This window comes from Bradyrhizobium sp. CB1015 (assembly GCF_025200925.1).
Taxonomy (GTDB): Bacteria; Pseudomonadota; Alphaproteobacteria; order Rhizobiales; family Xanthobacteraceae; genus Bradyrhizobium.
On the sequence record NZ_CP104174.1, the window covers coordinates 4042979 to 4066084 of the forward strand.

At 61.1% G+C, this 23106-nt stretch carries 23 protein-coding genes and 1 pseudogene; 19 read left to right on the top strand and 5 right to left on the bottom strand.

All coding sequences use genetic code 11. The features are described from left to right. Nucleotides 1-208: 208 nt before the first annotated feature. Nucleotides 209-1003: a creatininase family protein gene (locus tag N2604_RS18465; RefSeq protein WP_260376031.1), complete on the top strand. Its 795-nt coding sequence runs from the start codon at nucleotides 209-211 to the stop codon at nucleotides 1001-1003. Here the strand turns inward: N2604_RS18465 and N2604_RS18470 are convergent, their stop codons facing one another. The 5 genes from N2604_RS18470 to N2604_RS18490 are packed head-to-tail and all read right to left on the bottom strand — an operon-like array spanning nucleotide 1004 to nucleotide 5127. Continuing rightward, nucleotides 1004-1849 carry an alpha/beta hydrolase gene (locus N2604_RS18470; protein WP_260376032.1) on the bottom strand — a complete coding sequence of 282 codons (846 nt, stop codon included), beginning with the start codon at nucleotides 1847-1849 and terminating at the stop codon, nucleotides 1004-1006. 51 nt (nucleotides 1850-1900) lie between these two features. Next, nucleotides 1901-2485, bottom strand: coding sequence for an NAD(P)H-dependent oxidoreductase (locus tag N2604_RS18475; protein ID WP_260376033.1), 585 nt, complete (start codon nucleotides 2483-2485; stop codon nucleotides 1901-1903). A gap of 1 nt (nucleotide 2486) precedes the next feature. After that, a complete protein-coding gene (locus N2604_RS18480; protein WP_260376034.1) occupies nucleotides 2487-3869 on the bottom strand; it encodes an FAD-binding oxidoreductase in 1383 nt (460 codons plus the stop codon). Then, nucleotides 3866-4693 carry a cysteine hydrolase family protein gene (locus N2604_RS18485; protein WP_260376035.1) on the bottom strand — a complete coding sequence of 276 codons (828 nt, stop codon included), beginning with the start codon at nucleotides 4691-4693 and terminating at the stop codon, nucleotides 3866-3868. The genes N2604_RS18480 and N2604_RS18485 overlap by 4 nt, the downstream gene beginning before the upstream one ends. Beyond that, the gene (locus tag N2604_RS18490; protein ID WP_260376036.1) at nucleotides 4690-5127 is read right to left on the bottom strand and encodes a cupin domain-containing protein; all 438 of its coding nucleotides are present in this window, start codon (nucleotides 5125-5127) and stop codon (nucleotides 4690-4692) included. Before N2604_RS18490 ends, N2604_RS18485 begins: the two co-directional genes overlap by 4 nt. Before the next feature lie 199 nt (nucleotides 5128-5326). Between N2604_RS18490 and N2604_RS18495 the strand changes: the two genes are divergently transcribed. From N2604_RS18495 to N2604_RS18570, 18 genes and pseudogenes are all read left to right on the top strand, one after another. Further along, entirely contained in the window at nucleotides 5327-6202 is an 876-nt protein-coding gene (locus tag N2604_RS18495) for a LysR family transcriptional regulator (RefSeq protein ID WP_260376247.1), read from the top strand. 478 nt (nucleotides 6203-6680) lie between these two features. Next, a pseudogene (locus N2604_RS18500) lies at nucleotides 6681-6975 on the top strand (conjugal transfer protein TraD). Between the two features lies 1 nt (nucleotide 6976). Further along, the gene (locus N2604_RS18505) at nucleotides 6977-7231 is read left to right on the top strand and encodes a conjugal transfer protein TraD (RefSeq protein WP_260376037.1); all 255 of its coding nucleotides are present in this window, start codon (nucleotides 6977-6979) and stop codon (nucleotides 7229-7231) included. A 381-nt stretch (nucleotides 7232-7612) separates the two neighbouring features. Further along, a complete protein-coding gene (locus N2604_RS18510) occupies nucleotides 7613-8482 on the top strand; it encodes a helix-turn-helix domain-containing protein (RefSeq protein WP_260376038.1) in 870 nt (289 codons plus the stop codon). A 15-nt stretch (nucleotides 8483-8497) separates the two neighbouring features. Next, nucleotides 8498-9433: a helix-turn-helix transcriptional regulator gene (locus tag N2604_RS18515; protein ID WP_260376039.1), complete on the top strand. Its 936-nt coding sequence runs from the start codon at nucleotides 8498-8500 to the stop codon at nucleotides 9431-9433. 298 nt (nucleotides 9434-9731) lie between these two features. After that, nucleotides 9732-10361, top strand: coding sequence for an NADPH-dependent FMN reductase (locus N2604_RS18520; protein WP_260376040.1), 630 nt, complete (start codon nucleotides 9732-9734; stop codon nucleotides 10359-10361). A 45-nt stretch (nucleotides 10362-10406) separates the two neighbouring features. Further along, nucleotides 10407-11654, top strand: coding sequence for an MFS transporter (locus tag N2604_RS18525; protein WP_260376041.1), 1248 nt, complete (start codon nucleotides 10407-10409; stop codon nucleotides 11652-11654). 55 nt (nucleotides 11655-11709) lie between these two features. Next, nucleotides 11710-12960: an acyl-CoA dehydrogenase family protein gene (locus tag N2604_RS18530; protein ID WP_260376042.1), complete on the top strand. Its 1251-nt coding sequence runs from the start codon at nucleotides 11710-11712 to the stop codon at nucleotides 12958-12960. Between the two features lie 18 nt (nucleotides 12961-12978). Further along, entirely contained in the window at nucleotides 12979-14055 is a 1077-nt protein-coding gene (locus tag N2604_RS18535) for an alpha/beta hydrolase (protein ID WP_260376043.1), read from the top strand. 104 nt (nucleotides 14056-14159) lie between these two features. Then, nucleotides 14160-14459: a DUF1330 domain-containing protein gene (locus tag N2604_RS18540; RefSeq protein ID WP_260376044.1), complete on the top strand. Its 300-nt coding sequence runs from the start codon at nucleotides 14160-14162 to the stop codon at nucleotides 14457-14459. Between the two features lie 339 nt (nucleotides 14460-14798). Further along, nucleotides 14799-15020, top strand: a complete 222-nt coding sequence (locus N2604_RS39790; protein ID WP_409241740.1) for a c-type cytochrome — start codon at nucleotides 14799-14801, stop codon at nucleotides 15018-15020. Continuing rightward, nucleotides 15017-15703, top strand: coding sequence for a hypothetical protein (locus N2604_RS18545; protein WP_260376045.1), 687 nt, complete (start codon nucleotides 15017-15019; stop codon nucleotides 15701-15703). Before N2604_RS39790 ends, N2604_RS18545 begins: the two co-directional genes overlap by 4 nt. Before the next feature lie 11 nt (nucleotides 15704-15714). Then, a complete protein-coding gene (locus N2604_RS18550) occupies nucleotides 15715-17253 on the top strand; it encodes an FAD-binding oxidoreductase (RefSeq protein WP_260376046.1) in 1539 nt (512 codons plus the stop codon). 20 nt (nucleotides 17254-17273) lie between these two features. Next, the gene (locus tag N2604_RS18555) at nucleotides 17274-18167 is read left to right on the top strand and encodes an SDR family oxidoreductase (protein WP_260376047.1); all 894 of its coding nucleotides are present in this window, start codon (nucleotides 17274-17276) and stop codon (nucleotides 18165-18167) included. 137 nt (nucleotides 18168-18304) lie between these two features. Then, nucleotides 18305-19561 (top strand): AMP-binding protein, encoded by a 1257-nt coding sequence (locus N2604_RS39425; protein WP_311740011.1) that lies wholly within the window; start codon nucleotides 18305-18307, stop codon nucleotides 19559-19561. A 26-nt stretch (nucleotides 19562-19587) separates the two neighbouring features. Continuing rightward, on the top strand, nucleotides 19588-20274 hold the full coding sequence (locus N2604_RS39430; RefSeq protein ID WP_311740012.1) for a hypothetical protein: 687 nt from the start codon (nucleotides 19588-19590) through the stop codon (nucleotides 20272-20274). 311 nt (nucleotides 20275-20585) lie between these two features. Continuing rightward, nucleotides 20586-21407 carry an SDR family NAD(P)-dependent oxidoreductase gene (locus tag N2604_RS18565; RefSeq protein WP_260376048.1) on the top strand — a complete coding sequence of 274 codons (822 nt, stop codon included), beginning with the start codon at nucleotides 20586-20588 and terminating at the stop codon, nucleotides 21405-21407. Between the two features lie 365 nt (nucleotides 21408-21772). Continuing rightward, entirely contained in the window at nucleotides 21773-22975 is a 1203-nt protein-coding gene (locus N2604_RS18570) for an ABC transporter substrate-binding protein (protein WP_260376049.1), read from the top strand. The last annotated feature ends 131 nt before the right edge of the window (nucleotides 22976-23106 follow it).

Here is a 23106-nt window from a genome sequence, read left to right on the forward strand (position 1 = left end):
CGATAGCGTTCCCGGCGCTGAAAAGATGCACGCGCCGTGTGTCATCCGGAAGCATTTTGATTCGAGGCATACGTTGCCTTTTAGGCAACGCAAAAGGCTCGCGTCACGCTTCTTCGCGCACCATTGTCAACCGCCCCGTGATGTCCTAGTCGGACATCATGGTCGTGCGCGCCGCAACCGCGCGGTGCGGCGTGAAAGGGGACCGAGCATGGACAAGCCGCGCCGCCGGGTCTGGTGGGACGAATATGCTTCGCGTGAATTCGAAAGCCTCGATCCGGAGAGCACCATCGCCATCCTGCCGATCGCCGCTATCGAGCAGCACGGGCCGCATCTGCCGGTTGGCGTCGATGCGGCGATCAACCGCGGCATGCTCGAGACGTTGATCGATTGTCTGCCCGTCGATCTCGACATCCGGATCCTGCCGATCCAGCAGGTCGGAAAATCCAACGAGCATCTGCGGATGCCCGGCACCTTGACCTTGCCGGCGGCGACGCTGATCGAGGCCTGGACCGAGCTGGGATTGTCGGTCGCGCGCGCCGGCGTACGGAAGCTCGTGATCGTCAACTCGCATGGCGGCAACGACGAGGTGATGGGCATCGTCGCGCGCGAATTGCGGGTGCGCGCCGATATGCTGGTGGTCAAGTCAGCCTGGTCGCGGCTCGGCAAGCCAGCCGGCCTTTACAGCGAGCGCGAGCTGAAATTCGGCATTCACGGCGGTGACTTCGAGACTTCGCTGATGCTGCATTTCCGCCCGGAGCTGGTCGATGTGGCGCGCGCGCAGGACTTCCGGTCCGTTGCCGAAGACGACGAAGCGGTCTTCGACCATCTCAGGCCGACCGGGTTCGTTGCCTACGCCTGGATCGCCGATGACCTCAATCCCGACGGCGCGGTCGGCGAAGCGCACAAGGCCACCGCCGACAAGGGCCGTCTCACCGCCGAGCACGCCGCGGGGGAGTTCATCAAGCTCCTGTACGACGTGAAGGCGGCGAAGCTGCCGCGCTGATCAACCGCGCTCGAACAGCTGCCGGATCAGGGTCGTGATCCGCCCGGTCGGCGAGCCCAGTCCGAGCATGATCGAGAAGTGGTCGGCGCCGGGAATTTCTTCATAGCTCACCGGCAATCCATTGACGGCGCGGTGGGCAGCCATGTCGGCGGTCTGCTGGCGCAACATCGGCAATTCGGCATCGCCGACCACCAGCGCCAGCGGTGTCGCAGGGCCGCCTGCATGCAGCAGCGGTGAATTGCGCCGCGACATCGCTTCGTCGAGCTTCAGCTTGACGTTGAGAAAGCTGTGGCGGATTGGTTCGAGATCGAAGATGCCGCTGATCGCAATGCCCCCCTTTACGCGCGGATGCGACAGCGCGATCGTCGCCAAATGTCCGCCTGCCGACCAGCCCGACACGACGATACGGCCAGGGTCGCCGCCGAGCGCGGCAAGCTGGTCGACGAGGGCGTCGAGAGCCCGATGGATTTCGGCAACGATCTCGTCCATGGTCGCCTCCGGCGCCAGGGTGTAGCCGATCAGCGCAACATTGATACCGTGAGCCATCGGTCCTTCGGCAAACCAGGTGACGGTCTCCTTCGAGCGCATCTGCCAGTAGCCGCCGTGGATCAGCACCAGCGTCGGGCCGCCGTCGGCGGCTTTGAGGAAATCGGTTCGATTACGGTCGCGTGGACCGTATCTCAGGTCGAGATACGCGGAATGCTTGTCCCGCACAGCGGCCGAGCGCTGCTCCCAGCTCGCGACAAGCTCGGCGCTCCCCGGGACGGCGGCGCTGTTGTTGAGCCCGAGGTCGCGCTGCTCCTGGCTCATCGAGCGCCAGTTCGTCTCGCCGAATATCGTCGCCATGAGGTGTCCTTGAATGCCGTTGGTCGCGAATCCACTATTGCAGCGAGCAACTCATAGCCGCTCCATCGCTCGGCGGACCTCCGCGAGAAAGCGGCGGCGCCTGACTGCGGTCGCAATGTTCATATGGTACAGCGCGTGATAGCGTACCTTGGCCTCGAAGCCAGTGAACCAGGGCAGGTAGCGCGTCACGATCTTGCGCGGCGGGTCGGCCATGGCGATGGCTTTCCAGCGGGGTCGGCCGTAGGTCGAAATGCCGCTAATGCGCCTGATGTGCTGTAGCAGCGGTTTCGCGTGCGCCGGGTCGGACAGGTCCATCGCGATGCCGGGCCCGAACATGCGATCGAACCAGCCCTTCAGCATGGCCGGCGGACCGAATGACCAGGTCGGAAACTGCACCACCAGCGCCTCCACAGCCATCAGCCGGTCGACATGGGCCTGGTTGTTGGCACGGTTGCGCGCGGCATCGTGATAGTCGCGCCGCCGCTCGGCTGTCAACACGGGATCGAATCCCTCCGCGTAGAGGTCGAGCAGGTCGACCGCATGCCCGGCTTGCGTGAGACCGGCCAGCGCTTCGCGGCGGATCGCGGCGTGGAAGCTGTCGTCCAGCGGATGGCAATAAACGTACAGCACGCGCACGTCACCGCTCCGCCACGAAGCTGCGCATCTTGCCTGGATTGAGCAGGCCGTAGGGATCGACTTCATGCTTGAAGCCGAGCTGATCCACATCGACGCGCTTGTAGCGGCTACCGTCCTCGACCGTGTACACGTGTGGATTGGCGATATAGACCTCGTGCGCCTCGTGCAGGCGGATGATCTCGTTCAGCCGCTCCGCGTCGCTGTACCGGACCACTGGCAGTGCGCTGCAAGTCAACTGGCCGTTGAAACGGATAAACTCGAGATGCTGCAGCACCTCGTCCGGAAACATCGTGCGTATCTCCTCGACTTTCTGCAGCAGCCGGTCATGAGGATACAGGCATTGCAGATAGGTCACCGTGCGATCGCTCTTGAGCACCTGCAGGGTGGTATGATTCCAGGTGTATTCGTACAGCGGCACCTTGCCGGGGCCTTCGTCGGTCGGCGTCTCCAGGGTGATGGTGCCGCGATCGCCGAGCAGATTCCTGAAGTTCTGCAGCGAGCCCTCCGCGATCATCGCGATCAGGATACTCTTGTCGTCGGGACAGCAGGACTTCAGCGCGCCAAAATAGGACGGCAGCGGCCACGTGATCGGCGACAGAAGCTTCTTGACGATGCCGTCGGAAAGAGCCGCGGCATGGCCGAATTCGACCGCGGCCAGGAAATCGTCGAAGGCGACGACCACGTCGATCCATGGCTGCGCCGGCGCCAGCGGCATTTCGAGCGCGGTAATGATACCCGTGGTGCCGTAGGCGCGGTTGATCTTCTGTGCGGCGTCGTCGCGCAGTTCGATGATGCGTGGCTCCGGCTCCATGGTGACGATGCGCGCGGCGAGGATGTTGCCGGGTTCGCGCAAGCCGCCATAGGTGATCGAGCCGACGCCGCCGGATCCGCCAGCGACGAAACCGCCAATGGTCGCGGTACGCTTGGTCGAGGGATGCATCCGCAGTTCATAGCCAGAGGGCCGCGTAGCGGCGTCGATCGCATTCATTTTGGCGCCGGCGCCGACACGGATCTGTCCGGGTCTGATCCATTCGATCGTGTCGAGCGCGGTGACGTCGAGCAGCACGCCGCCGGCGAGCGGCACGGCTTGGCCATAATTGCCGGTGCCGCCGGCCCGCACCGTCAGTGGCACGCGGTGGCGTACGCAGGCCGCGGCGACGCGAACAATATCGGTCTCGTTGCGCGGCGCGACGATCAGATCGGCCGATTTGTCGTTGAGCTGATCGTTGAGGACTGGGCTGTACCAGAAGAAATCGCGCGAGCGTCGGCGCACGATCGTAGGGTCAGTCACGACCGGGATATCGCCGAGCTCGGCGAGCAGCGGTGCCAGTCTGTCCGTCGATGGATGACGGTTGGATCCGTCGAAGGGTGTAAGATCGTTCATTGCGCGTTGACCTCGGCAATCGCGGCCCGCTTGCCGGCGAGGGCAGCGGTCAGGACGGAAGACTCCAGCACGAAGCCGAAGCACTGGTTTACGTTGTAGACGGTCGCAGCCATGCAGTAATCCGGTGAGGTGGTGGCTGCGCAGTCGCGCAGCAGCATGCAGTCGTAGCCATGGAAGTTGGCGTCCTGCAGCGTGCAGAGCACGCACTGGTCGGCATTGACGCCCGCGAACAAGAGCGTCGTGACATTGAGGTTGCGCAGGATGCTATCGAGCTCGGTGTCCTGGAATCCCGACATGCGATACTTGGCGACATGAATGTCGGTGGGCTCGACGGTTAGCTCCTCGACGATAGAGGCCGACCAGCTGCCGCGTTCCAGCACGCGCGCGCCGGAGCCCGGCAGCCGGTCACCCAGGCCGACGCCGGTACCGGACGGTTTGTAGACATGCAGCAGAGCCGGGCTGAGGTTGAGCCGATCGGGGCGGTTGCCCCAATTGAGCCAGATCACCGGCACGTCGAGACCGCGCAGCACCGGCAGCAGCTGTTGCAGGGGCGCGATCGGCGCGCGAGCGGGCGTCACGTCGACACCGATATGGCCGAGCCAGCCGTCCGGATGGCAGAAGTCGTTCTGCATGTCGATGACGATGATGGCGGTGCGCGCGAGGTCGAAGGTCACGAGCTTGGTGCCGGCATCGAACGTCACCGGCTGCGGCGCGAATGGCGGCCGGACAAGATTTGCCTGGGTCGCGGAGACCGACCAGCGGTTGCGCGCGCTGGCGCCGAGTGGCACGAGACCATCGACCGGTTGGAGGCGAGTGTTGGTCATCGTTGAACCGCCTGGTCGCGCCCCCGCAGCACCGCGATGTCGTCGGCCTCGATCTCGACCGGTTCGCCGCCGCGGATCAGCTCGGCAAAGCCTTCGTTCGGTGTCATCACCGTCAGGCAATACAGCTTGCCGGCCCCGGTGTTCTCGATCAGGTGCTCCGAGCCGGGATGCAGCAGCAGCGAGTCGCCCTTTCTGATCGGCAGTGTCTTGCCGTCGCAGCGCGCGAGGCCTTCGCCCTGCAGCACGTGGAAGAATTCGTACGCGGCCGCATGTTCATTGGGCGGCGTCGCACCGCCCGGCCGGAAGATCTCGATGACGAAGATGTTGTCGATCCGGTCGCTCTCCTGATCGAACAACATCACGAAATAGTTGGTGTCAGTCGGCGAGATGCGGAAGGCCTTGGACTGAGCGAGGTTTTCGACGCTGAACGCCATGAAGGAGAACTCCTGATTGCGGTCGGCTCGACCGTGCGCGTGACGAGCGACGATGGATTCAGCACGCCGGAAGGCTTGCATAAAAGCGCTTTATTTCGCAAACACCGTTGCCTTTCAGGCAACGTGACAGCATCCTTCCCTGCGAGACCTTTTTTCGAGCAGGAGCAAGGGGATGCTGCATAGCCGCCTGTTGACCTATGTGGACGAGGTGGCGCGCACCGGATCGATCCGCAAGGCTGCGAGCCATCTTAACGTCGCGGCCTCCGCCATCAGTCGCCAGATTCTTGCGCTGGAGACCGAGCTCGGTACGCCCATTTTCCAACGGCTGCCGCGCAAGCTGATTTTAACTGCGGCGGGTGAAGTGCTGGTCGGCCACATCCGTCAGACCCTGAAGGAATTGACCCGTGCCCAGGGCAAGATCGAGGAGCTGAAAGGTTTGCGGCGGGGCGAGATCACGGTGGCGATGATGAGCGGTCTCGCCTCGAACCTCGTGCCCGGCACCGTCAAGCAGTTCCGTGCTTCCAATCCCCGGGTGCGACTCTGCCTGACGCTGCTGACCACCGGCGAGGACATTCAATCCGCGGTCGTCAGCGGCGAGGCCGACCTCGGCATTGGCTTCGATTTTACCCGTGGCAGTCATCTGAAGGTGCTCGCCCGCGCCGCCGGCAAGCTCGGCGCGGTGATGGCGCCCAGCCATCCACTCGCCAAGCGCAACCAGATCCGGCTCAGCGACTGTGTCGACTATCCGCTGGTGATCGCCGACGGGTCGACCGTGATCCGGCCTTACCTTGATTCGGCATTTGCGAAAGCTTCGCTGGAACCGCTGCCGATCATCGAAACCAACGCCATCGAGATCATGCGTCACGCCGCAATTCTTGATAATGGCATCACCTTTCTTACGCCGTTTGACATCGAGTTCGAGCGGCGCGTCGGCCGCTTGGTCTATGTGCCGGTGCGCGAGTTGGCGCACGAGACGCAGACGCTCATGCTGATCGGCCACGAGCGCGGGACGAGCGCGATCGCCAGTGTGCTCGCGGAAATGCTGAAGGCGATGATGCGTGAAGCCGCTACCTGAGCGACCCGGGGGGTGTCACCGCAGACATAACTGTGCTCAATAGGACCTGAATGAAGTCGGACATGCCATCGTAGCTCGCTTTTCGCGCATCACACCGCGCTCGATCGACTGCATGCTCTCAATGCTTGAGGCTAGATGGCCGATCTTGCGCGACGCAGTACTCCCTTGAGTATCGGTCGATGCCTTCTTCCGGGGCATCCAGCGCCTGGACGAACCTGCGCAAAGCGTTGGTTTTCCAGCGGCCGAGCACCCAGCTCGTGTTGCAGGGGCCAGGAGTTTTGACAGCCCTCGACATTGGCCGGACCCTAGATGGAAGCGATCGGCGCCGGCCGTGACTTGGTCCCGCGTTAGAGCCAATTTTTGTCTTCTCGACGGAAAAGCGTCGGACGCAACGTCCAGGTCACCGCTCTCGATGGGCGGCAGCATTTTCTCCATCAACACTCGCGGAGACGACGATGCGCAACCCCACGGAACTCTTATGCTGAAGGCACTTGGGGACAAAGCGGGCGACTTCAAGACGCGCAAGGTGCAGCAGTTTGGTGAGCTGGTCTTCGCCACCGGTGCAGATGCGCTTAGCGCCTACGAACCGGCCGGCGCGCTGCTCCTCCTAGCCGAGACAAAAGAAGCTGGTGAGGGAGGCATGGGCCAGGCGCGCGGCTGCGTTCTCTCAGGGACGGTCGCGGCGAAATGTGCCGGCAACTGACCGCAACGCGGACGGCGCTCCTGCGCAACCGAGCAGCACGCACCGGCATCAAGCCGCAACAGCGACATGACATGCGCGCGTGGCAAGTCGATCGCCGCAAGCGCACGCGGCATCTTATCGAACTGGGCGGCGCAGTCATCAAAGCCGGTATCGTGGACTTAACCGGCGAAGACCGCGCAACGATCTTCGGCTCGCTACTCTGGATGCCCGACAAGCTCCAAAGCGACCGGGGTGAACAGGCGCGGGCGCTTTGGGCCGCAAGGGGAAAGCACGCGTTTAAGGCGGACCCGGCAACGTCCCACGGACCAGCTGCATTTCGTCGTTGATGCATTACGAGTGCCGGAAGAGCGATTCGTGTTGGAACAATGTTCGGTGGTCTGATGAGTGCTGGAAGCTAGCCTTGTCGAAGAAGGCGGTATCATCAAGATCTGTCGTCAGATGCGTCGCATGGACCTGGCTGCGAACGATCCAGTGCAGAAGGAGCAACGAACGGCAGAAGCGCATCATCCTTATCGACGACCTGCCGAATATCTTGGCGCGAGAACTGATCAGCTGCAGTCCCTTACCTCTCCCTCACAGGGGCTTGGTCACAAACGAAGGCGCTGGCGTGCTCAGAGCATCGTTGTTATAGTGCACTATTCTTCATCATCACGCCGCGCATATTGCGCTGCAGCGGGCCCGTCAGCTGATTACACGCCGAGCACGAGATGGAAGCCAAGCGCGAGTTTAGAGGCTCTGATACCCACCGCGTTCTGCAGCGGTTTGGCGCCGACATTCATGCCTCAAGTGAGGGGTATGGATGGTCTTCGATTTACGCATCGATCCAAAGGGAGAATCCCTTCGAGGGCCGGTTCGAGGCGATCGCTGACGACCTCATTGTGTTGCACCGCAGCGGCCCGGTGCAGACAACCTTTGAATCCGGCGGGCACGTCACGTCGCGCTGCATTCCAAAGGGAAGCGCCTTCTTTCTACCGGCAGGTCATGCGTGCAAGGTTGGGCTCCACGGGACGCTGGATACGCTGCATATTTATCTGCGCGCAACCTTGGTTGGACGCGAACGCGTTAATGAGGTCACGCCGCTGCTGGTTGAACGGGATGTGGTTCTACAGCATCTGGCGCACGCGGTTGAGCAGGCGCTTTGCGAGAACGTCTCGAATTCAGATCTCTTCATCGATCCGATAGCGCGCGCACTTGCGAACAGGATCTCCGCGATCAGCAGGAGTAGCGAACCGTGGCAGGTTCAGACCGCTGGGCTGCCTGAATACCAACTTCGGCGCCTTCAGGATTTCATCGAAGCCAATCTTGAGGGTGAGATCACCCTTGCTGCGATGGCCAGCGCGTGCGGCACCGGTACAAAGTCTTTCGCTCGAGCATTTGCAACAACCACCGGCAAATCACCATACCAATATGTGATCGCGGCACGTGTCGAACGAGCCAAGCGCTTGATCGAGCAAAACCAGCAAGGTCTCGCCGAGATAGCACTGCGCTGTGGCTTCTCCCATCAGGAACACTTGACGCGTGCCTTCCGCAGGCTGACGGGCCAAACGCCCGGTCGGTACCGTCGCGGCGTCAACTGATAGGCAGTCAGGCCGATGCAGAAACACTCCGATCCACTATCGCCAGCCGCAGTGCAAAATGAGCGCACCGTGCGGCCGTTCGACGGAGGCGAGGTCCATTCCGTCCTGCGACAGCGCGACGTGAAAGGCCAAGCGTCGAGTGCGGGGCTCGGCTGGTCGACTATGTTCGCATCGGTTCAGCGGGAAGAGCCGTTCAGGGGCCGCTTCGAAGCCAATGCCAACGCCCTGCTGGTGACTGCGGCGAGTGGACCAGTCGATGTCACCTATCGGATCGACGGGCGTGTCATATCCAGGCACTTGCAGGAGAAGGGGATATTTTTCCTGCCGCCGCGCCGCGACTGCGAGGTGACGCTAGACACGCCAGTGGATTCGATCCATGTGTACCTGCGTCCTGAACTGTTTACCGGCTCTGAAGGTCAAGCGCAGAACTCCGATTTCGGCCTCTCGCCTTTGTTGGGTGAGCCGGAGCCCTTAACCCACAATCTCCTGGCCGTGGTGGAGGAAATGGTGCGGGAGGGTGATGTCTCGTGTTCCCTCCTGGCCGATTCAATTGCGCATGCCATAGCCAATCGATTTGTCGTGCTCAATGGACGGAAGCCGAAAACGTCGGGTGGTGTGGAACGCGGACTGAGTACGCGTAGCGTGCGCTCGATTCGTGATTTCGTCGAAGCCAATATCGCGGATTGCATCAAGCTGGGCGATTTGGCTGCGATCTGCGGCGTAAGCCCCGAATATTTCATACGCTTGTTCAAGTCTTCGCTGGGCGTGTCTCCTCACCGCTACGTTGTGGGGGTGCGAATTCATCATGCGAAGCTGCTCCTGACGGATCCAAACATTGGCCTCGCGGAAGTCGCAAGGCAATGCGGGTTTGCGCACCAGCAACATTTCACCAATACGTTCCGTCGGATGACCGGCTTATCGCCGGGCGCTTATCGACGGGCAATGAATTAAGAACTCCACGATCTGCCTTTCCGATCTGAACGCCGGCTCGTTTCCTGGAAACGAAGCCGGCAGTTTGTGTCAGTTTCCTGCAAACCGGTCCGGTTTGTGCAGGCTTGGCCTCCCAGCTTGTCTTACTTTCCCTCACGAAGAGGCGCCAGACGCAATCAAGGCGCAGATGGTAGGGAGAGACGCGCATGGCATTGTTCGATGCCGGGCGAGGGTGCTCGCATATCCGAATTGGCCAGCATTCGCGCGAGGAGCCTTGCACCTCGGCTGATCGTGCTGCGCCGGAAAGCGGGCTGCGGCGATGAAAGACTGGTCTCCGCTCGTCGTCGGCATCGGCGGCACGCTGCGCGACGGATCAACCTCGGAGAGGGCGCTCCGCCTGGCCCTGACGGAAGCCGCGCGGCTCGGTGCGAAAACGCAGATTTTCGCCGGGCAATCGTTGAATCTCCCTCACTACGACGCCATTGAACGTACGGAGCGTGCGACGACGTTAGTCGAAGCGCTGCGCGCCGCAGACGGCGTCATCATTGCCACCCCAAGCTATCACGGCTCGATCTCGGGCCTGGTCAAGAACGCAATAGACTACACCGAGGATCTCCGCGCGGACGCGCGCAGCTATCTTGGCGGACGTGCCGTCGGCGCCATCGTATGCGCGGGCGGAGCCCAAGCCATGGGAGCGACGCTGGGAACTCTGCGGACAATCGTTCACGCGCTGCGTGGTTGGCCGACGCCATTCTCAGCGGTGATCAACACCGCGCAGAGGCCATTTTCCGCAGATGGTACGTGCAGTGATCCGATCATAGCGCAACAGCTTGGATTCGTGGCCGAGCAGGTCGTCGAGTTCGCGAGAATGCGGCGGCTGTATGAGAGCCGGCGCAACGGGCTGGCGCCTCAAGAAATATCAGAAGCCGCGCCGGCGCAGTGCGCATAGAACGCGGCCGCAAACAACCGAAACGAGAAACAATAGGGAGGGGGCATGAGCAAGAATCGCATCCTTAGTTATGAAAATCTCGTTGTCGTCTTGATGGGAGCCGCGTTTGGCTTCGTATTTTTCGACCGTCTTGCGCTGAATTTTCTAGCTCCATTTCTAGTGCCTGAGCTCCATCTGAACAACACTCAGCTCGGTCTCCTCTCGGCTGGCCTGGCGCTGACCTGGGCGATTGCCGGCTATGCCGTCGGCACGCTCTCGGACTATTTTCAGAATCGTAAGACGCTGCTGGTCTGCGCGATAGTGATCTTCTCGATGTGCTCGGTAGGATCCGGTCTCGCCAATACGTTTCTGACGTTGCTTGCCGCGCGCCTCGTGATGGGATTTGCGGAAGGACCTGTACTTCCGATCGCGCAGTCGATCATGGCTGCGGAATCCTCGGAGCACCGCCGCGGCTTCAACATGGGCGTTCTGCAGAATTTCTTCAGCGCGCTCCTCAGTAATTTTGCCGCTCCTCTGCTGCTCGTCGCAATTGCGCAGATTTACGGCTGGAGAAGCGCTTTCTACATTGCGGCGGTGCCTGGCTTCATGGTGGCCGCCCTGATCATCCTGTTTATCCGTGAACCTTCGTCGGGTGCCGCTCCGGTATCGACTGCGTCGGCGCGCAACACGATCCCGCTTTCGACGATGCTGAAACATCGCAACATCTGGGTTTGCGCGATCGTGAGCTGCCTGATGGTGTCTTGGCTCCTGATCCAGATAACGTTCCTTCCGATCTACCTGGTGCAGGTCCGCGGTCTGTCGCCCAGCGCGATGAGCGTTGCCGTGGCCGCGACCGGTATCGCGACGGCCGCGTCTTCGATCATCGTACCGGCGCTGTCGGATCGATTTGGCCGCCGTCCGATCCTCGTCTTGTCAGGCTTCGTTGGCGTGCTTGCCCCGGTGACAACCGTCATGTTCGACGGACCTTTGCCCTTGATGGTGTTGTTCATGGGTGTCGGCTATCTCGCCATTGGCGGCTTCTCGTTGTTCATGGCCACCGTGCCGTCCGAGACGATCCCGCCGACCCATGTTGCTACCGCGCTTGGCTTCATCATGGGGGTGGGCGAGCTTGCGGGCGGCTTCGCGGGCCCGGCCCTCGCCGGGATCGCTTCCGACGTGTTCGGTCCGTCCAGCTCGATGTGGATCGCCGCTACGCTGTGTATCTGTGCAGGCTTGCTTTGCCTGATGCTGGACGAAACTGCGCCGCGCGTGCTCGAGCGCCACAAAAGAATGATTGTGAGTTCGCCGGCATAGATCCTTATCGCCGGTTAGCCGCAACCGCGCTCAACGGAAACGTCAGGAGATCGAAATGAACGTTCAGGCCATACGGAAGAGCCTGCCGGTACCGGAACCTCACCTCGCTCCGCAGGATCTGATCGATCGTGCGGCCTCGATGAGGGCGCTGCTGAGGGAGTCGCAAGACGAGACCGATGAGCGGGGACATTTTTCGGACGAAATCCAGCAGAAGTTCATCGATGCTGGATTCTATCGGATCCTGCAGCCCAAAATGTTTGGTGGCTACGAGTTCGATTACGAAACATTTTTTCGCGTCATGGTGGAGATATCGCGTGGTCATCCGGCCGCAGGGTGGTGCTTGACGTTGGCCGCTTCTCATGCGCCGGTCATAGCCTCGCACTGGTCGGAAGCTGCGCAGATCGAAATCTTCGGCTTATCCGGACATTTCGCGTCACCGCACCGGGCTGCCCCCGGTGGCACGTGCCTGCCGGTCGAGGGCGGCTATATCATCAATGGTGTGTGGCCATATTCGTCGGGAATACCGCACAGCACGCACTTCCTGGGCGCAACGTTGCTTCAAACGTCGTTCCCGCCACGCATGTTGCACTTCGTTGTGCCGTGGGGGCAATACACAATTCTGGGCGATTGGGGTGGAGACCGCACCTTGGGCATGCGCGGCTCCGGCTCGAACAGCGTCAAGCTGGACAACGTCTTCGTGCCCGAGCACATGACCGCGTTCTTCGACGCGCTGGGTGTGAAGCAGGATCTCTCCGATGGCACGCCCGGAACGCGATTGCATGGCAATCCGATGTATCTCGGCGTTCTCATGGGTCCTTATCACGCGTCCCTGACATCGCCGATCATCGGAGCCGCGCGCGCAGCGATCGATGAATATCGCGATATCCTGTTCTCGCAAAACACGTTTGTTCCACCTTTCATCAAGCGTGCCTTCGAGACTGATTTCCAGGTCAATTATGGCCGCGCCATAGCGTTGACCGATGCGGCGGAAGGCGTGCTGCTCCAGGGTTTGCGCAAGCACATGGACTACTGCCAGCGGTGGGCGACGACGCGAGTGCAAGCCTCCGCGGAAGAAAACTTGCGACTCTGGGGAATGCTGCAGACCGGCGCACGTCTTGCCTGTGAAGCCATCGAACTCTTGTTCCAGACCGCCGGGTCGACCGCGGCGCGGAAGGGCTCGAGGATGCTTCGATACTTTGGCGACGCCCAGATGTATCGAGGACACATGTCCTCCCAATACATGACCTTCGCGAAGTACATTGGTCGCAGCAATCTCGGGCTGCCGACCGGTTTTCTGGATCTCTGAAGAAAGTCGGAGGGGGACGTGACCCAAACTAAAGCAAAACCTGCTCCGTTGGTGCTGGCAGATCAGGGATTCTTTTGGACCGGCTTGGTCCGCCAGCAGACACCGAATGGCACCATCGCTGCGGGCCAGATGTTCGTACAGTATCAGATCCCGGAGCACATCCGGCATCCATATCCCATCGTGATGGTGCATGGAGGTGGGGGGCAGGGAACGGATTTTCTCGGTACTGCCGATGGGCGGCCTGGATGGGCCACTTACTTTCTGAAGCAGGGTTACGCGGTCTATGTCGTGGACCGCCCAGGGCACGGTCGATCACCCCTGCATCCGGAGGCTCTGGGTCCCATGGCGCCTCCGCTGACCTACGAATTTGCCATGACGCTGTTCAGCGCACCCGGCAAGCAGCCGAACAGCTGGCCGAACGCGCAAAAGCACAATCAGTGGCCTGGCTCCGGCGTCGTCGGCGATCCAGCTCTGGACCAATTCATCGCAACCCAAGGTCCGTTCCTTGTGTTCTTGGCACAGACGCAACAGTTGATGCAGCGGGCCGGTGCCGAATTGCTGGATCGTATCGGTCCGGCGATCCTGCTCACCCATTCCATGGGAGCGCCCTTCGGCTGGCTCGTGGCAGATAGTCGACCGAACCTGGTGAAAGGCATTGTCGCGGTTGAGCCGATGGGGCCGCCTTTCGCCCAATTGCCAATGGGGCTGGGCGACCTCTCTTACGGACTCACTGCGATCCCGATGACGTTCGATCCGCCCATCAAGGGCCCAACTGAATTGCGGCGTGAAATCCGCAAGGCTCCGAAGCCGGGGCTGGCGGACTGCTTCGTTCAGAAAGAGCCGGCGAGGCGTCTTCCCAATCTCGCATCGATACCCGTTGCTGTCGTGACATCGGAGACGTCGGCCTGGTCCATGCACGACCACGGCACCGTCGATTATCTCGTTCAGGCGGGCGTGCGAGCGGTCCATCTGCGGCTCGAAGACCATGGCCTGCGCGGCAATGGCCATCTGATGATGCAAGAAAGGAACAGCGATGACATCTCTGCTTTCCTGGAAAGGTGGATCTCGGAATATGTAGGGTCACGACCAACATAGATTCGATTTTTCGCGCCGCCGCACTTGTGGTGAAGCAGCGGCTGGAAGGTGCGAGTGAGGTGGTCAGGTTTGTCAGCAGACCGTTAGCGCAAGAGGAGGGTGAGATGGCGAAGAAGGGATATTGGGTCGGTCACGTCAACGTCACGAGCCCGGAGCGCTACAAGGACTACATCGCGGCCAACGCCGGACCATTGAAGAAGTACCGGGCGCGGTTCCTTGTCCGAAACGGTGCATGCGAAGTGCACGGCGACGCACTTCAAGGGCGTCGCCACGTCGTCATCGAGTTCGAAAGCTACGCAATAGCCAAGGCCTGCTACGACTCACCCGAGTATCAGGCGGCGGCCAAGATTCGCGACGAAGCCAGCACCTCCGATTTCATCATGATCGAGGGCCACGAGGACTAACAGCGATCCGCTTTCCTGGAAAGGTGGATCTCGGAAAACGTGGCGGCACGAACGACGTAGTGCCCCCTTAACGGCTGTGCCGTCGCATCTTTTGGTCAAACCACAGCGTCAGCCGTCCTGGATATCACAAGCAGAATTGATCAGCGGATTCCGGTCCGCAGGAGGTGATGGGTGCTTCTTTTCGATCAGTCGTCTCACATGATGGGTTTGCTTGGGGCACACTTGCGTCTAGCTCGCGACAGCAGACATGTGCTGGCTACCGTCGCCGCATTGGCGACTGTGGGCGCCGCCACGGGGGCTGCCGCACAGTCCGCGGGTCAGTGGAAATCGCCCGAGCAAATGTATGGATCGGTTTGCGGCTACTGCCACGATACGCGGGTCGGACCCGTTATCCAAGGACGTCAGCTTAGCGAAGATATAATCGTAAGCGTCGTCACCAAAGGACTGCGGCAAATGCCGGCCTTTCGCCCAACCGACTTTTCAAATCAAGAGCTGATGGCACTCACAAAATGGCTGAAAGACAGCCCCCCTCCGGCTCAACCGGCCGAGGTGAAGCGATGAAGATGTCACGGCGATCCCTTATAAGCGCGTCTCTCGCGGCGACAGCCGGCGCGGTTTGTCATCCAATCCTCTCCCTGGCGTCTTCTTTCGAGGGCAGAGAGCCGACGTTCTCAATCCGCTTGTTGATCAGCCGTCGCATCGCTGGCTTACCCGTCTCGACATCTTTCACCGAAGGTGTCGTGGCCGGCTTGCGAAATGCGAGCCCCTCGTTGCCCTTGTTCGCACCCGAGCAAGCCATCTCCGGCTCGACCTTCACCGAAGTGATGGTTGATCTCGTAAATGCGCGAGGAAAGACGATATTGGCGCTTCTGTCCGCTCAGGATGCTGTTCTAGTGAACGAGGGCTTGCGCGAGATTGGAGCCAAAATCGTCTCGCATGGCAATCACAGCACGACAGCTCATCGGTTTATAACCGGATCGAGTGGTGGGATCGGCAATGCCTTCGCCTCAAGTCTGGGGTCCAGAGTCGGCAACTGCACGATTGATGAAATCTGCCTCGGTAACTCCTCTGTCGCGCCGTCTCCAACGGTGAGCGACGGGTCAGAATGGCCCTACCGGTTGGGTTACGTCCTATCCAGCATCATGGCTGGGAGCGATACGGCTTTTCCAGCAAGCATGCTGCGGAATAGTCGCAATCAGTCTCCCTTCGATATCGACCTCGTCTCTATCGTCAGCAAAATCTAAAGAGCGTTGCCATGAACGACAGTGTCATTCTGCCTGAAGGCCTGACGAAGGCCGAATTCACGAAGGCCATAGAGGCGTTCCGCGCCGTCGTTGGCGTGGACAATGTGATCGTCGACCTCGATCGTCTCGTTCCCTATACGAAGATTATGATCCCGGAGGACGAAAGACTTCACCAGCCCTCGGCGGTGATCATTCCTCTGACTGTTGATCATGTCCAAAAGGTCGTCGGCCTCGCCAATCAGTACAAGACTCCGTTGTGGCCCATCTCAACAGGACGCAATTTTGGATATGGGTCGGCCGCGCCAGCTACTGCTGGGCAGATCGTCATCGATCTGCGGCGTATGAACAGGATTATCGAAGTAGACGCTGAGATGTGTACGGCCTTGGTCGAGCCGGGCGTTACATACGAGCAATTGCGCAACTATATCGAGGAACGGAATCTGCCCCTCTGGCTCAGCTTTCCGTCATCCGGGCCGATCGCCGGGCCGGTTGGGAATACGCTCGACCGGGGAATAGGCTATAATCGCTACGGCGAGCATATGGCGCATTTCTGCGGCCTCGAAGTCGTCCTGCCGAACGGCGATCTCGTCAGGACCGCCATGGGCGGCGTCAAAGGCGGCGCAGCCTGGCAAGCCTATCGCTGGGGTTATGGGCCGTGGGTCGACGGCCTGTTCTCTCAGTCCAATTTAGGCATCGTCACCAAGATGGGGCTGTGGCTCATGCGCAAGCCGCCCGCGTCGATGACGTTCACGGCCGTTTGGAACCATATCGAGGGCGCGGCGAAGGGCGTCGAGGCATTGCGCAATCTGCGCCTGAACAACGTCCTCGAGAATTCGCTGTTGGGCCATGTGCTCTATGGCGTCGCGTGTGAGGTGCCTCGGACGGCCCTCTACAACGGTGCGGGCGCGATTCCGGACGAAGTAATCGCGGAGATTGCACGCAAAGCCGGCGCCCCCATCTGGAATGCCATTGCGACGCTCTATGGCACCCAGGAGCAGATCGCCGTCAATTTCAAGATCGTGAAGGAGGCCTTCGAACCAACCGGTGCGATCCTGCTCACCGAAGATCAGGTCGGACCAAATCGGTTCTTCCGGCATTGGCAAGGCGCCATGACGGGCCGACCGGATCTGGTTGAATTCGGCCTCTACAATTACCGCGGCGGCGGCGGGTCCGTCTGGTTCTCGCCGCTGGCGCCCGCCCGCGCGGAAGATTTCAAGAAGCAGGTCGGCCTCGTCAAGACAACGCTGGCCGAGTTCGGATTCGATTACCTGGCCGGTTTTCTCGTCGGGGGACGGCATATGGAGCATGTCTGCGAGATTGCCTTCGACCGGACCGACGGCGAGGAGATGCAGCGCGCCTATCGTTGTTACGACAAACTGCTGAAGGTCAATGCAGAGGCCGGGTACGCGGTCTACCGGACGAATACTGCCTTCATGAACAAAGTTGCCGATATTTATGGACCGGCACAAAAGAAGTTCAATCAAACCTTGAAACGGGCTCTCGATCCGAACGGCGTCATTGCGCCCGGCAAGTCGGGCATATTCGCGTAAAGCGTCTTGGAGGCAACATCATGCAGGCTCTGGAAGGCAGGATTGCGTTCATTACCGGGGGCGCCAGCGGAATCGGATTCGGCATGGCGCGCGCCTTTCTCCGTCATGGAATGAAGGTGATCGTTGCCGATATCCGCCAGGAGCATCTCGACATGGTGGCGGCGGCTCTCGATCGCTCGAACGGCGACTATCATCTGATCCGGCTCGATGTTACGGATCGCGCCGCAATGGAGCGCGCCGCTGACGAGGCCGAGCGCGTCTTCGGCAAGGTCCACGTCCTGTGCAACAACGCCGGCGTCGCCAGCACCGTTCCGATGGACGAGGCGAGCTTCGCGGATTGGGACTTTGTGATGAATATCAATCTGGGCGGCGTCATCAATGGCACGACCAGCTTCCTGCCGCGCATCAAGGCCCATCGGGAGGGGGGGCACGTCGTCAATACGTCGTCCATTGGAGGGATTCTCCCGTTGCCCGGTCCGGGCGGCATCTACACGGCGTCCAAATTCGCGGTGCGCGGTCTGACGGAGTCACTGCGCATGGCCCTGGCGCCGCACGGGATCGGGGTTTCGCTGCTCTGCCCGGGTCTTGTGCGCACCAACCTCGCAGAGACCACTGAGCATCTCGATCCCTCCGGCAAGCGTCGGGAGCTCAGCCCATTCAAGGATATCGAGTCGCCACTGGACTTCGGAATGGATCCGCTCGACATCGGCGAGCGCGTGGTTGCCGGAATCATTCACAATGAGGCGTACATTCTTCCGCACGGCGAATTCAAAGATGAAGTCCGCGAAGCGTTCGCGGAGATCGTCGAGGCCTTTCCGGCCGATCAGGCCGTCGATCCGAAACGAGCCGCCGTCGAAGCGGGGCGGCGTCAGGCAACGATAGAAGCAAAAAAGGCGGCGGCGGGTATTCGTTAGGTTCCCGCCGTCACCAACTTTCGGCGATAGCTCACCGGAGGGGCGCCGCCGACAGACCTGAAGAACCATCGTGATCCAATTTTTGGCTTCTAAAGCTCGCGCTGAAAGAGATCGAAGTGATGAAGGCAACTGCGACTTTGGAGCTGCTGTGGACGCCGTCCGAGGACAAGATCGTCGGGTCTCGCTTGTGGGACTACATGAGTTGGCTTGATGAGCGCCACGGTCTCAAGTTCGAGGACTATGAGGACCTCTGGCGCTGGTCGACGAGCGACTTGAACACCTTCTGGGGATCGATCTGGGACTATTTCGACGTGCGGGCAGACGGCGACCCGACCCCCGTGCTGCGATCGGACGCGATGCCCGGCGCCGATTGGTTTCCGAATACCCGCCTGAACTATGCCGAGCACATCTTCCGCGCCGCCAGGCCCGAATCGCCCGCGCTTGTCGTGCTCAGTGAAGCGGGCGAGGCCCGTGAGGTTAGTTGGGAAGCTCTGCGGCAACAGACGGCCGCACTGGCGGCAACACTGCGTCGTCTCGGCATCAAGCGGGGTGACCGCGTCGCGTCCTACCTGCCGAATCGCTCCGAGACGGTCGTTGCGCTTCTGGCGTGCGCCAGCATCGGCGCGATCTGGTCCAGCTGCTCTCCCGAGATGGGACGAACCATGGTGCTCGACCGTTTCGGCCAGATCGAACCGAAAGTTCTGTTTGCCGCCGACAGTTACACCTATAACGGCAAGACCCACGATCGCGCGCCTATCGTCGAAGAGTTGCGCGAAGGGCTTCCGAGCGTCGGTCACATCATCCATGTGCCCGGCCCGCTCGCGGCGGAGCGGCCGATCCGATGGCGCAACGTGATGAGCTGGGGAGATGCCGTCAGCGGCGACGCCGAATTGCAGTTCGATCGCGTGCCGTTCTCGCACCCGCTCTGGATCGTCTATTCCTCGGGAACGACGGGCTTGCCGAAGGGAATAGTGCACGGCCACGGCGGTATCGTCGTTACCCATCTCAAAACCATGTCGCTCCAGCACGACTTGCGCCCCGGCGACCGCCTGATGTTCCTGGCAAGCACTGGATGGATCGTGTGGAACCTGCAGGTCGGCGCGCTGTTGACGGGTGCTTCGATCGTGCTGTACGACGGCAATCCGGTCTGGCCGGATAATCGGGCGATCTGGAAATTGCTGGATGCATACGGCGTCACGCATTTCGGCTGCGGCGCCGCGTTTCTCACCAACTGCATGAAGGACGGCTTGGCCCTGAGGAATTCGTCGCGCTGGAGAAGCTGCGGTCAATCAGCTCGACCGGGTCACCGCTGCCGGCCGAGACCTATAGGTGGGTCTACGACGCGATCAAATCAGATCTTTGGCTTGCGTCGATCAGCGGCGGCACCGACATAGCTTCGGGCTTCGTGAGCTGCAGTCCTATGCTGCCGGTCCATGCCGGAGAAATCCAGTGCCGTGAACTGGGCGTCGCAGCATTCGCCTTCAACGAGGCGGGTGAACCGGTCATCGACGAGGTCGGCGAACTCGTCATCGTCAAGCCGATGCCGTCAATGCCGGTATTCTTCTGGAATGATGAGGGCGGCCGACGCTACCGGGAGAGCTACTTCGAGCAGTTTCCCGGCCGCTGGCGACAAGGCGACTGGATCCGTTTTTCAGTCGCCGGGACCAGCCAGATCTACGGTCGCTCCGACACCACAATCAACCGGTTCGGCATCCGTATCGGAACCGCGGAGATCTACCGCGTTGTCGAGGACATTGCAGAAATCCGCGACAGTCTGGTTGTCGACCTCGAGTATCTCGGGCGAGAATCCTACATGCCGCTCTTCGTCGTGCTGCAGCCGGGGCTCGTGCTCACCGACGAACTAAAGGCGAGGATCGCCACACAGATCCGCACTTACGGCTCCGCTCGCCACGTGCCGAGCGAGATCTTCCAGGTCGAGGAGATCCCACGCACCCTGACCGGCAAGAAGATGGAGCTTCCGGTGCGCAAGCTGTTGCTTGGCACTCCTGCCGAAAGGGTGGCGAGCCCGGATTCCATGGCGAACCCGGCGAGCTTCGAATACTTCATCAGGTTCGCGGAGCAGCTGAACCTGCCGCAGCGGGTGTAGGGCGGGAATGGCACTGTCGCCGTGCCGCAAGCCCGGTCCGACGCCATCGACCCGGATGAACTGAGAGACGATGATTGTTGCATTGCGACATGCAGTTTGTGTCAGTTTTTTGCAAGCCGGATCGATTTGTGCAGGCGGCGGTATCCTGCTTCTCCTAAATTGCTTCAACAACCGCTTCGCAACAGCGACGTGGAATTCTTGGGGGAGACGCGCATGGCATTGTCCAATGCTGGCGAGGCGACCTCGCATTGGCTTGCGAACAGCTAGACATCCCGGGGATGGCCGAGGCTGTTCGATGAGGACGGTCGCTGATGATGTCCGAGAGGTTCTCTGTCGAGGGATATGGCGCGATTGTCACGGGCGGCGCCAGTGGCATCGGTCTCGCTTTTGTCGAAGCACTGGCCGAGAGCGGTGCACGGGTGGCGATCCTTGATGTGGACTCGATCTCCCTGGGCAAACAGGTGGACCGGCTCTCCGCGAGAGGTTTGGACGTTCGAGGTCACAAACTTGATGTGACTGATCGCAAGGCGGTCGATCAGGTCTTCGCAGAAGTCGCAGTAGAATACGGACGCCTCGACGTCGTGTTTGCCAACGCGGGCATCGACCCGGGAATCGGCTTTTCCAACCCGGACGGCAGCCCGTCCGAGGCAGGTGCTATCGAAAACTACGAGGACGAGCGGTGGAACAGAAACATTGAGGTTAATCTCAATGGCATCTTTGCCACCATTCGCGCTGCCGCGCGCCACATGAAACGAGGCGGAGGAGGCGGGAGCATCGTGGTCACGACGTCGATCGCCGCATACTTGAATGAGGGGATGATAGGGGCGGCCTACATGGCCGCGAAGGCGGGAGCAGCTCATCTGGCGCGCAACGCTGCGCTCGAACTGGCCCCATACAAGATCCGCGTGAACGCAGTCGCGCCCGGGTTCATCGTCTCGAACATAGGAGGTGGGTGGCTAAAGCAACCCGAGGTCCAGACTTCGATAGGAGCCACGGTCCCGATCGGCCGCATTGGAGAAGCTGACGACCTGAAGGGACTAGCTCTTTTCCTGGCATCCCCCGCGTCGAGCTACATTACCGGTGCGCAAATTCCGATTGATGGCGGCGTGAGTCTTACAAAGAGGCCCGCTTGAATCGGAGGCGAATGCTGGAAGGCGGCCGCGGGCCAAACATGGCATCTCGGTCGCGGTAGTCAGTCGGCCCAGTTGGATGCGATGCACTTGACATTGACGCCGACTGGTTATCGACAATGCGAAATTGAGGGGGCGGCCGTGTCTTGGTGCGGCCTAACAGGTTGGTGGCATGGCGCATGCGTGAAGCGACGCCAGAGGCATCGCTCATCACGGTGTTCGACAGGCTTCTAGGGCGATCGAGGAGCGCGCCGGCCTCCATTTGACGCCCGCTCGCAGCCGAGTAATTCGAAGACGTCGCAAGAATCGGGGGAAGCAATCCTCCGGACAAACAGCCGCTCTCAGGGCGGCCCATCAGGGAGGTGTCGATGCGAAGCGTTATCGCAGCTGCAGGGCTGTGCGTGGTCTGGTCCGTTCTCGCGGCGCCGGCCGTAGCCGAAGACCAGCCCGGTATCACCGCCACCGAGATCCGCATCGGACAGACTATGCCCTATAGCGGGCCAGTGTCCGCCTTCGGCATCCTCGGCAAGGGCGAGGTCGCATATTTCAAGATGGTCAACGACCGCGGCGGCATCAACGGCCGCAAGGTCAACCTGCTCTCGCTCGACGACAGCTACGTGCCCCCCAAGACCGTGGAGCAGACGCGCCGGCTGATCGAGAGCGACGAGGTTTCGTTCATCTTCTCGACGATGGGGACCGCGCACAACACGGCGATCGCCAAATATCTGCAGGGCAAAAAGGTGCCCCAGTTGTTCGTCGCCACGGGCGCCTCGAAGTTCGGCGACCCGGCGCAGTTTCCTCTGGCGCTGATGGGCGTGATGGCGCCGTTCCGGAACGAGGCCCGCCTGTATGCGCGCTATGCCCTGCAGAAGAAACCGGACGCGACCTTCGCGGTGCTGGCGCAGAACGACGATTTCGGACGCGACTACCTGGCCGGGCTCAAGGATGTGCTCGGCAGTCGCTACGAGGCGGCAGTCACGGCGGCGGCCTACGAGACGACCGAACCGACGATCGATTCCCAGATCGTGAAGCTCAAATCGACCGGTGCGGATGCGCTCGTGATCGCCGCGGCCCCGAAATTCGCTGCGCAGGCGATCCGCAAGACTTACGAGATCAACTGGCGTCCGATGACGTTCCTGACCAATGTGTCGGTATGGATGTCCTCGGTGATGGAGCCGGCCGGGCTCGACGCCGGCACGGGCATCATCTCGAGCGCCTATGTCAAGGATCCGCTCGATCCGGCATGGGCGGACGATCCCGGCGTGAAGGGGTGGCGCGACTTCATGGCCAAATACGTGCCTGACGGCGACATCCGCGATGCCAACTATGTCAACAGTTATAACAACGGCATGGCGCTCGAGCACGTGCTCAAGGCGGCGGGCAACGACCTCAGTCGCGAGAACATCCTGCGGCAGGCGCTGTCGATCAAAGATCTGGAGTTGCCGATGCTGCTGCCCGGCATCAAGGTCAATACCGGCGAGAGTGACCATCTGCCGGTCGAGCAGCTGCAGTTCATGCGCTTCACCGGCAAGCAATGGGAGCGGTTCGGCGAGGTGCTCTCGACCAAGTAGCGTCGATATCGAACCGCATATCGAGGCAGGTTGGCCCGCGGGTGCTGCCGTTGCACTGCAGCAACGATGGGAGCGATTGTATTGAAAATTGGGGGCCGCTGGGTTTTACTCAGCGGCACCAAAGCCTCGAG

Excerpts from the sequence above, each read along its gene's own strand:
- N2604_RS18465 (WP_260376031.1), top strand. The coding sequence starts at position 209 with ATGGACAAGCCGCGCCGCCGGGTCTGGTGGGACGAATATGCTTCGCGT.
- N2604_RS18470 (WP_260376032.1), bottom strand. The coding sequence starts at position 1,849 with ATGGCGACGATATTCGGCGAGACGAACTGGCGCTCGATGAGCCAGGAG.
- N2604_RS18480 (WP_260376034.1), bottom strand. The coding sequence starts at position 3,869 with ATGAACGATCTTACACCCTTCGACGGATCCAACCGTCATCCATCGACG.
- N2604_RS18485 (WP_260376035.1), bottom strand. The coding sequence starts at position 4,693 with ATGACCAACACTCGCCTCCAACCGGTCGATGGTCTCGTGCCACTCGGC.
- N2604_RS18490 (WP_260376036.1), bottom strand. The coding sequence starts at position 5,127 with ATGGCGTTCAGCGTCGAAAACCTCGCTCAGTCCAAGGCCTTCCGCATC.
- N2604_RS18505 (WP_260376037.1), top strand. The coding sequence starts at position 6,977 with ATGCGCGCGTGGCAAGTCGATCGCCGCAAGCGCACGCGGCATCTTATC.
- N2604_RS18510 (WP_260376038.1), top strand. The coding sequence starts at position 7,613 with ATGGAAGCCAAGCGCGAGTTTAGAGGCTCTGATACCCACCGCGTTCTG.
- N2604_RS18515 (WP_260376039.1), top strand. The coding sequence starts at position 8,498 with ATGCAGAAACACTCCGATCCACTATCGCCAGCCGCAGTGCAAAATGAG.
- N2604_RS18520 (WP_260376040.1), top strand. The coding sequence starts at position 9,732 with ATGAAAGACTGGTCTCCGCTCGTCGTCGGCATCGGCGGCACGCTGCGC.
- N2604_RS18525 (WP_260376041.1), top strand. The coding sequence starts at position 10,407 with ATGAGCAAGAATCGCATCCTTAGTTATGAAAATCTCGTTGTCGTCTTG.
- N2604_RS18530 (WP_260376042.1), top strand. The coding sequence starts at position 11,710 with ATGAACGTTCAGGCCATACGGAAGAGCCTGCCGGTACCGGAACCTCAC.
- N2604_RS18540 (WP_260376044.1), top strand. The coding sequence starts at position 14,160 with ATGGCGAAGAAGGGATATTGGGTCGGTCACGTCAACGTCACGAGCCCG.
- N2604_RS39790 (WP_409241740.1), top strand. The coding sequence starts at position 14,799 with ATGTATGGATCGGTTTGCGGCTACTGCCACGATACGCGGGTCGGACCC.
- N2604_RS18545 (WP_260376045.1), top strand. The coding sequence starts at position 15,017 with ATGAAGATGTCACGGCGATCCCTTATAAGCGCGTCTCTCGCGGCGACA.
- N2604_RS18550 (WP_260376046.1), top strand. The coding sequence starts at position 15,715 with ATGAACGACAGTGTCATTCTGCCTGAAGGCCTGACGAAGGCCGAATTC.
- N2604_RS18555 (WP_260376047.1), top strand. The coding sequence starts at position 17,274 with ATGCAGGCTCTGGAAGGCAGGATTGCGTTCATTACCGGGGGCGCCAGC.
- N2604_RS39430 (WP_311740012.1), top strand. The coding sequence starts at position 19,588 with ATGCTGCCGGTCCATGCCGGAGAAATCCAGTGCCGTGAACTGGGCGTC.
- N2604_RS18565 (WP_260376048.1), top strand. The coding sequence starts at position 20,586 with ATGATGTCCGAGAGGTTCTCTGTCGAGGGATATGGCGCGATTGTCACG.
- N2604_RS18570 (WP_260376049.1), top strand. The coding sequence starts at position 21,773 with ATGCGAAGCGTTATCGCAGCTGCAGGGCTGTGCGTGGTCTGGTCCGTT.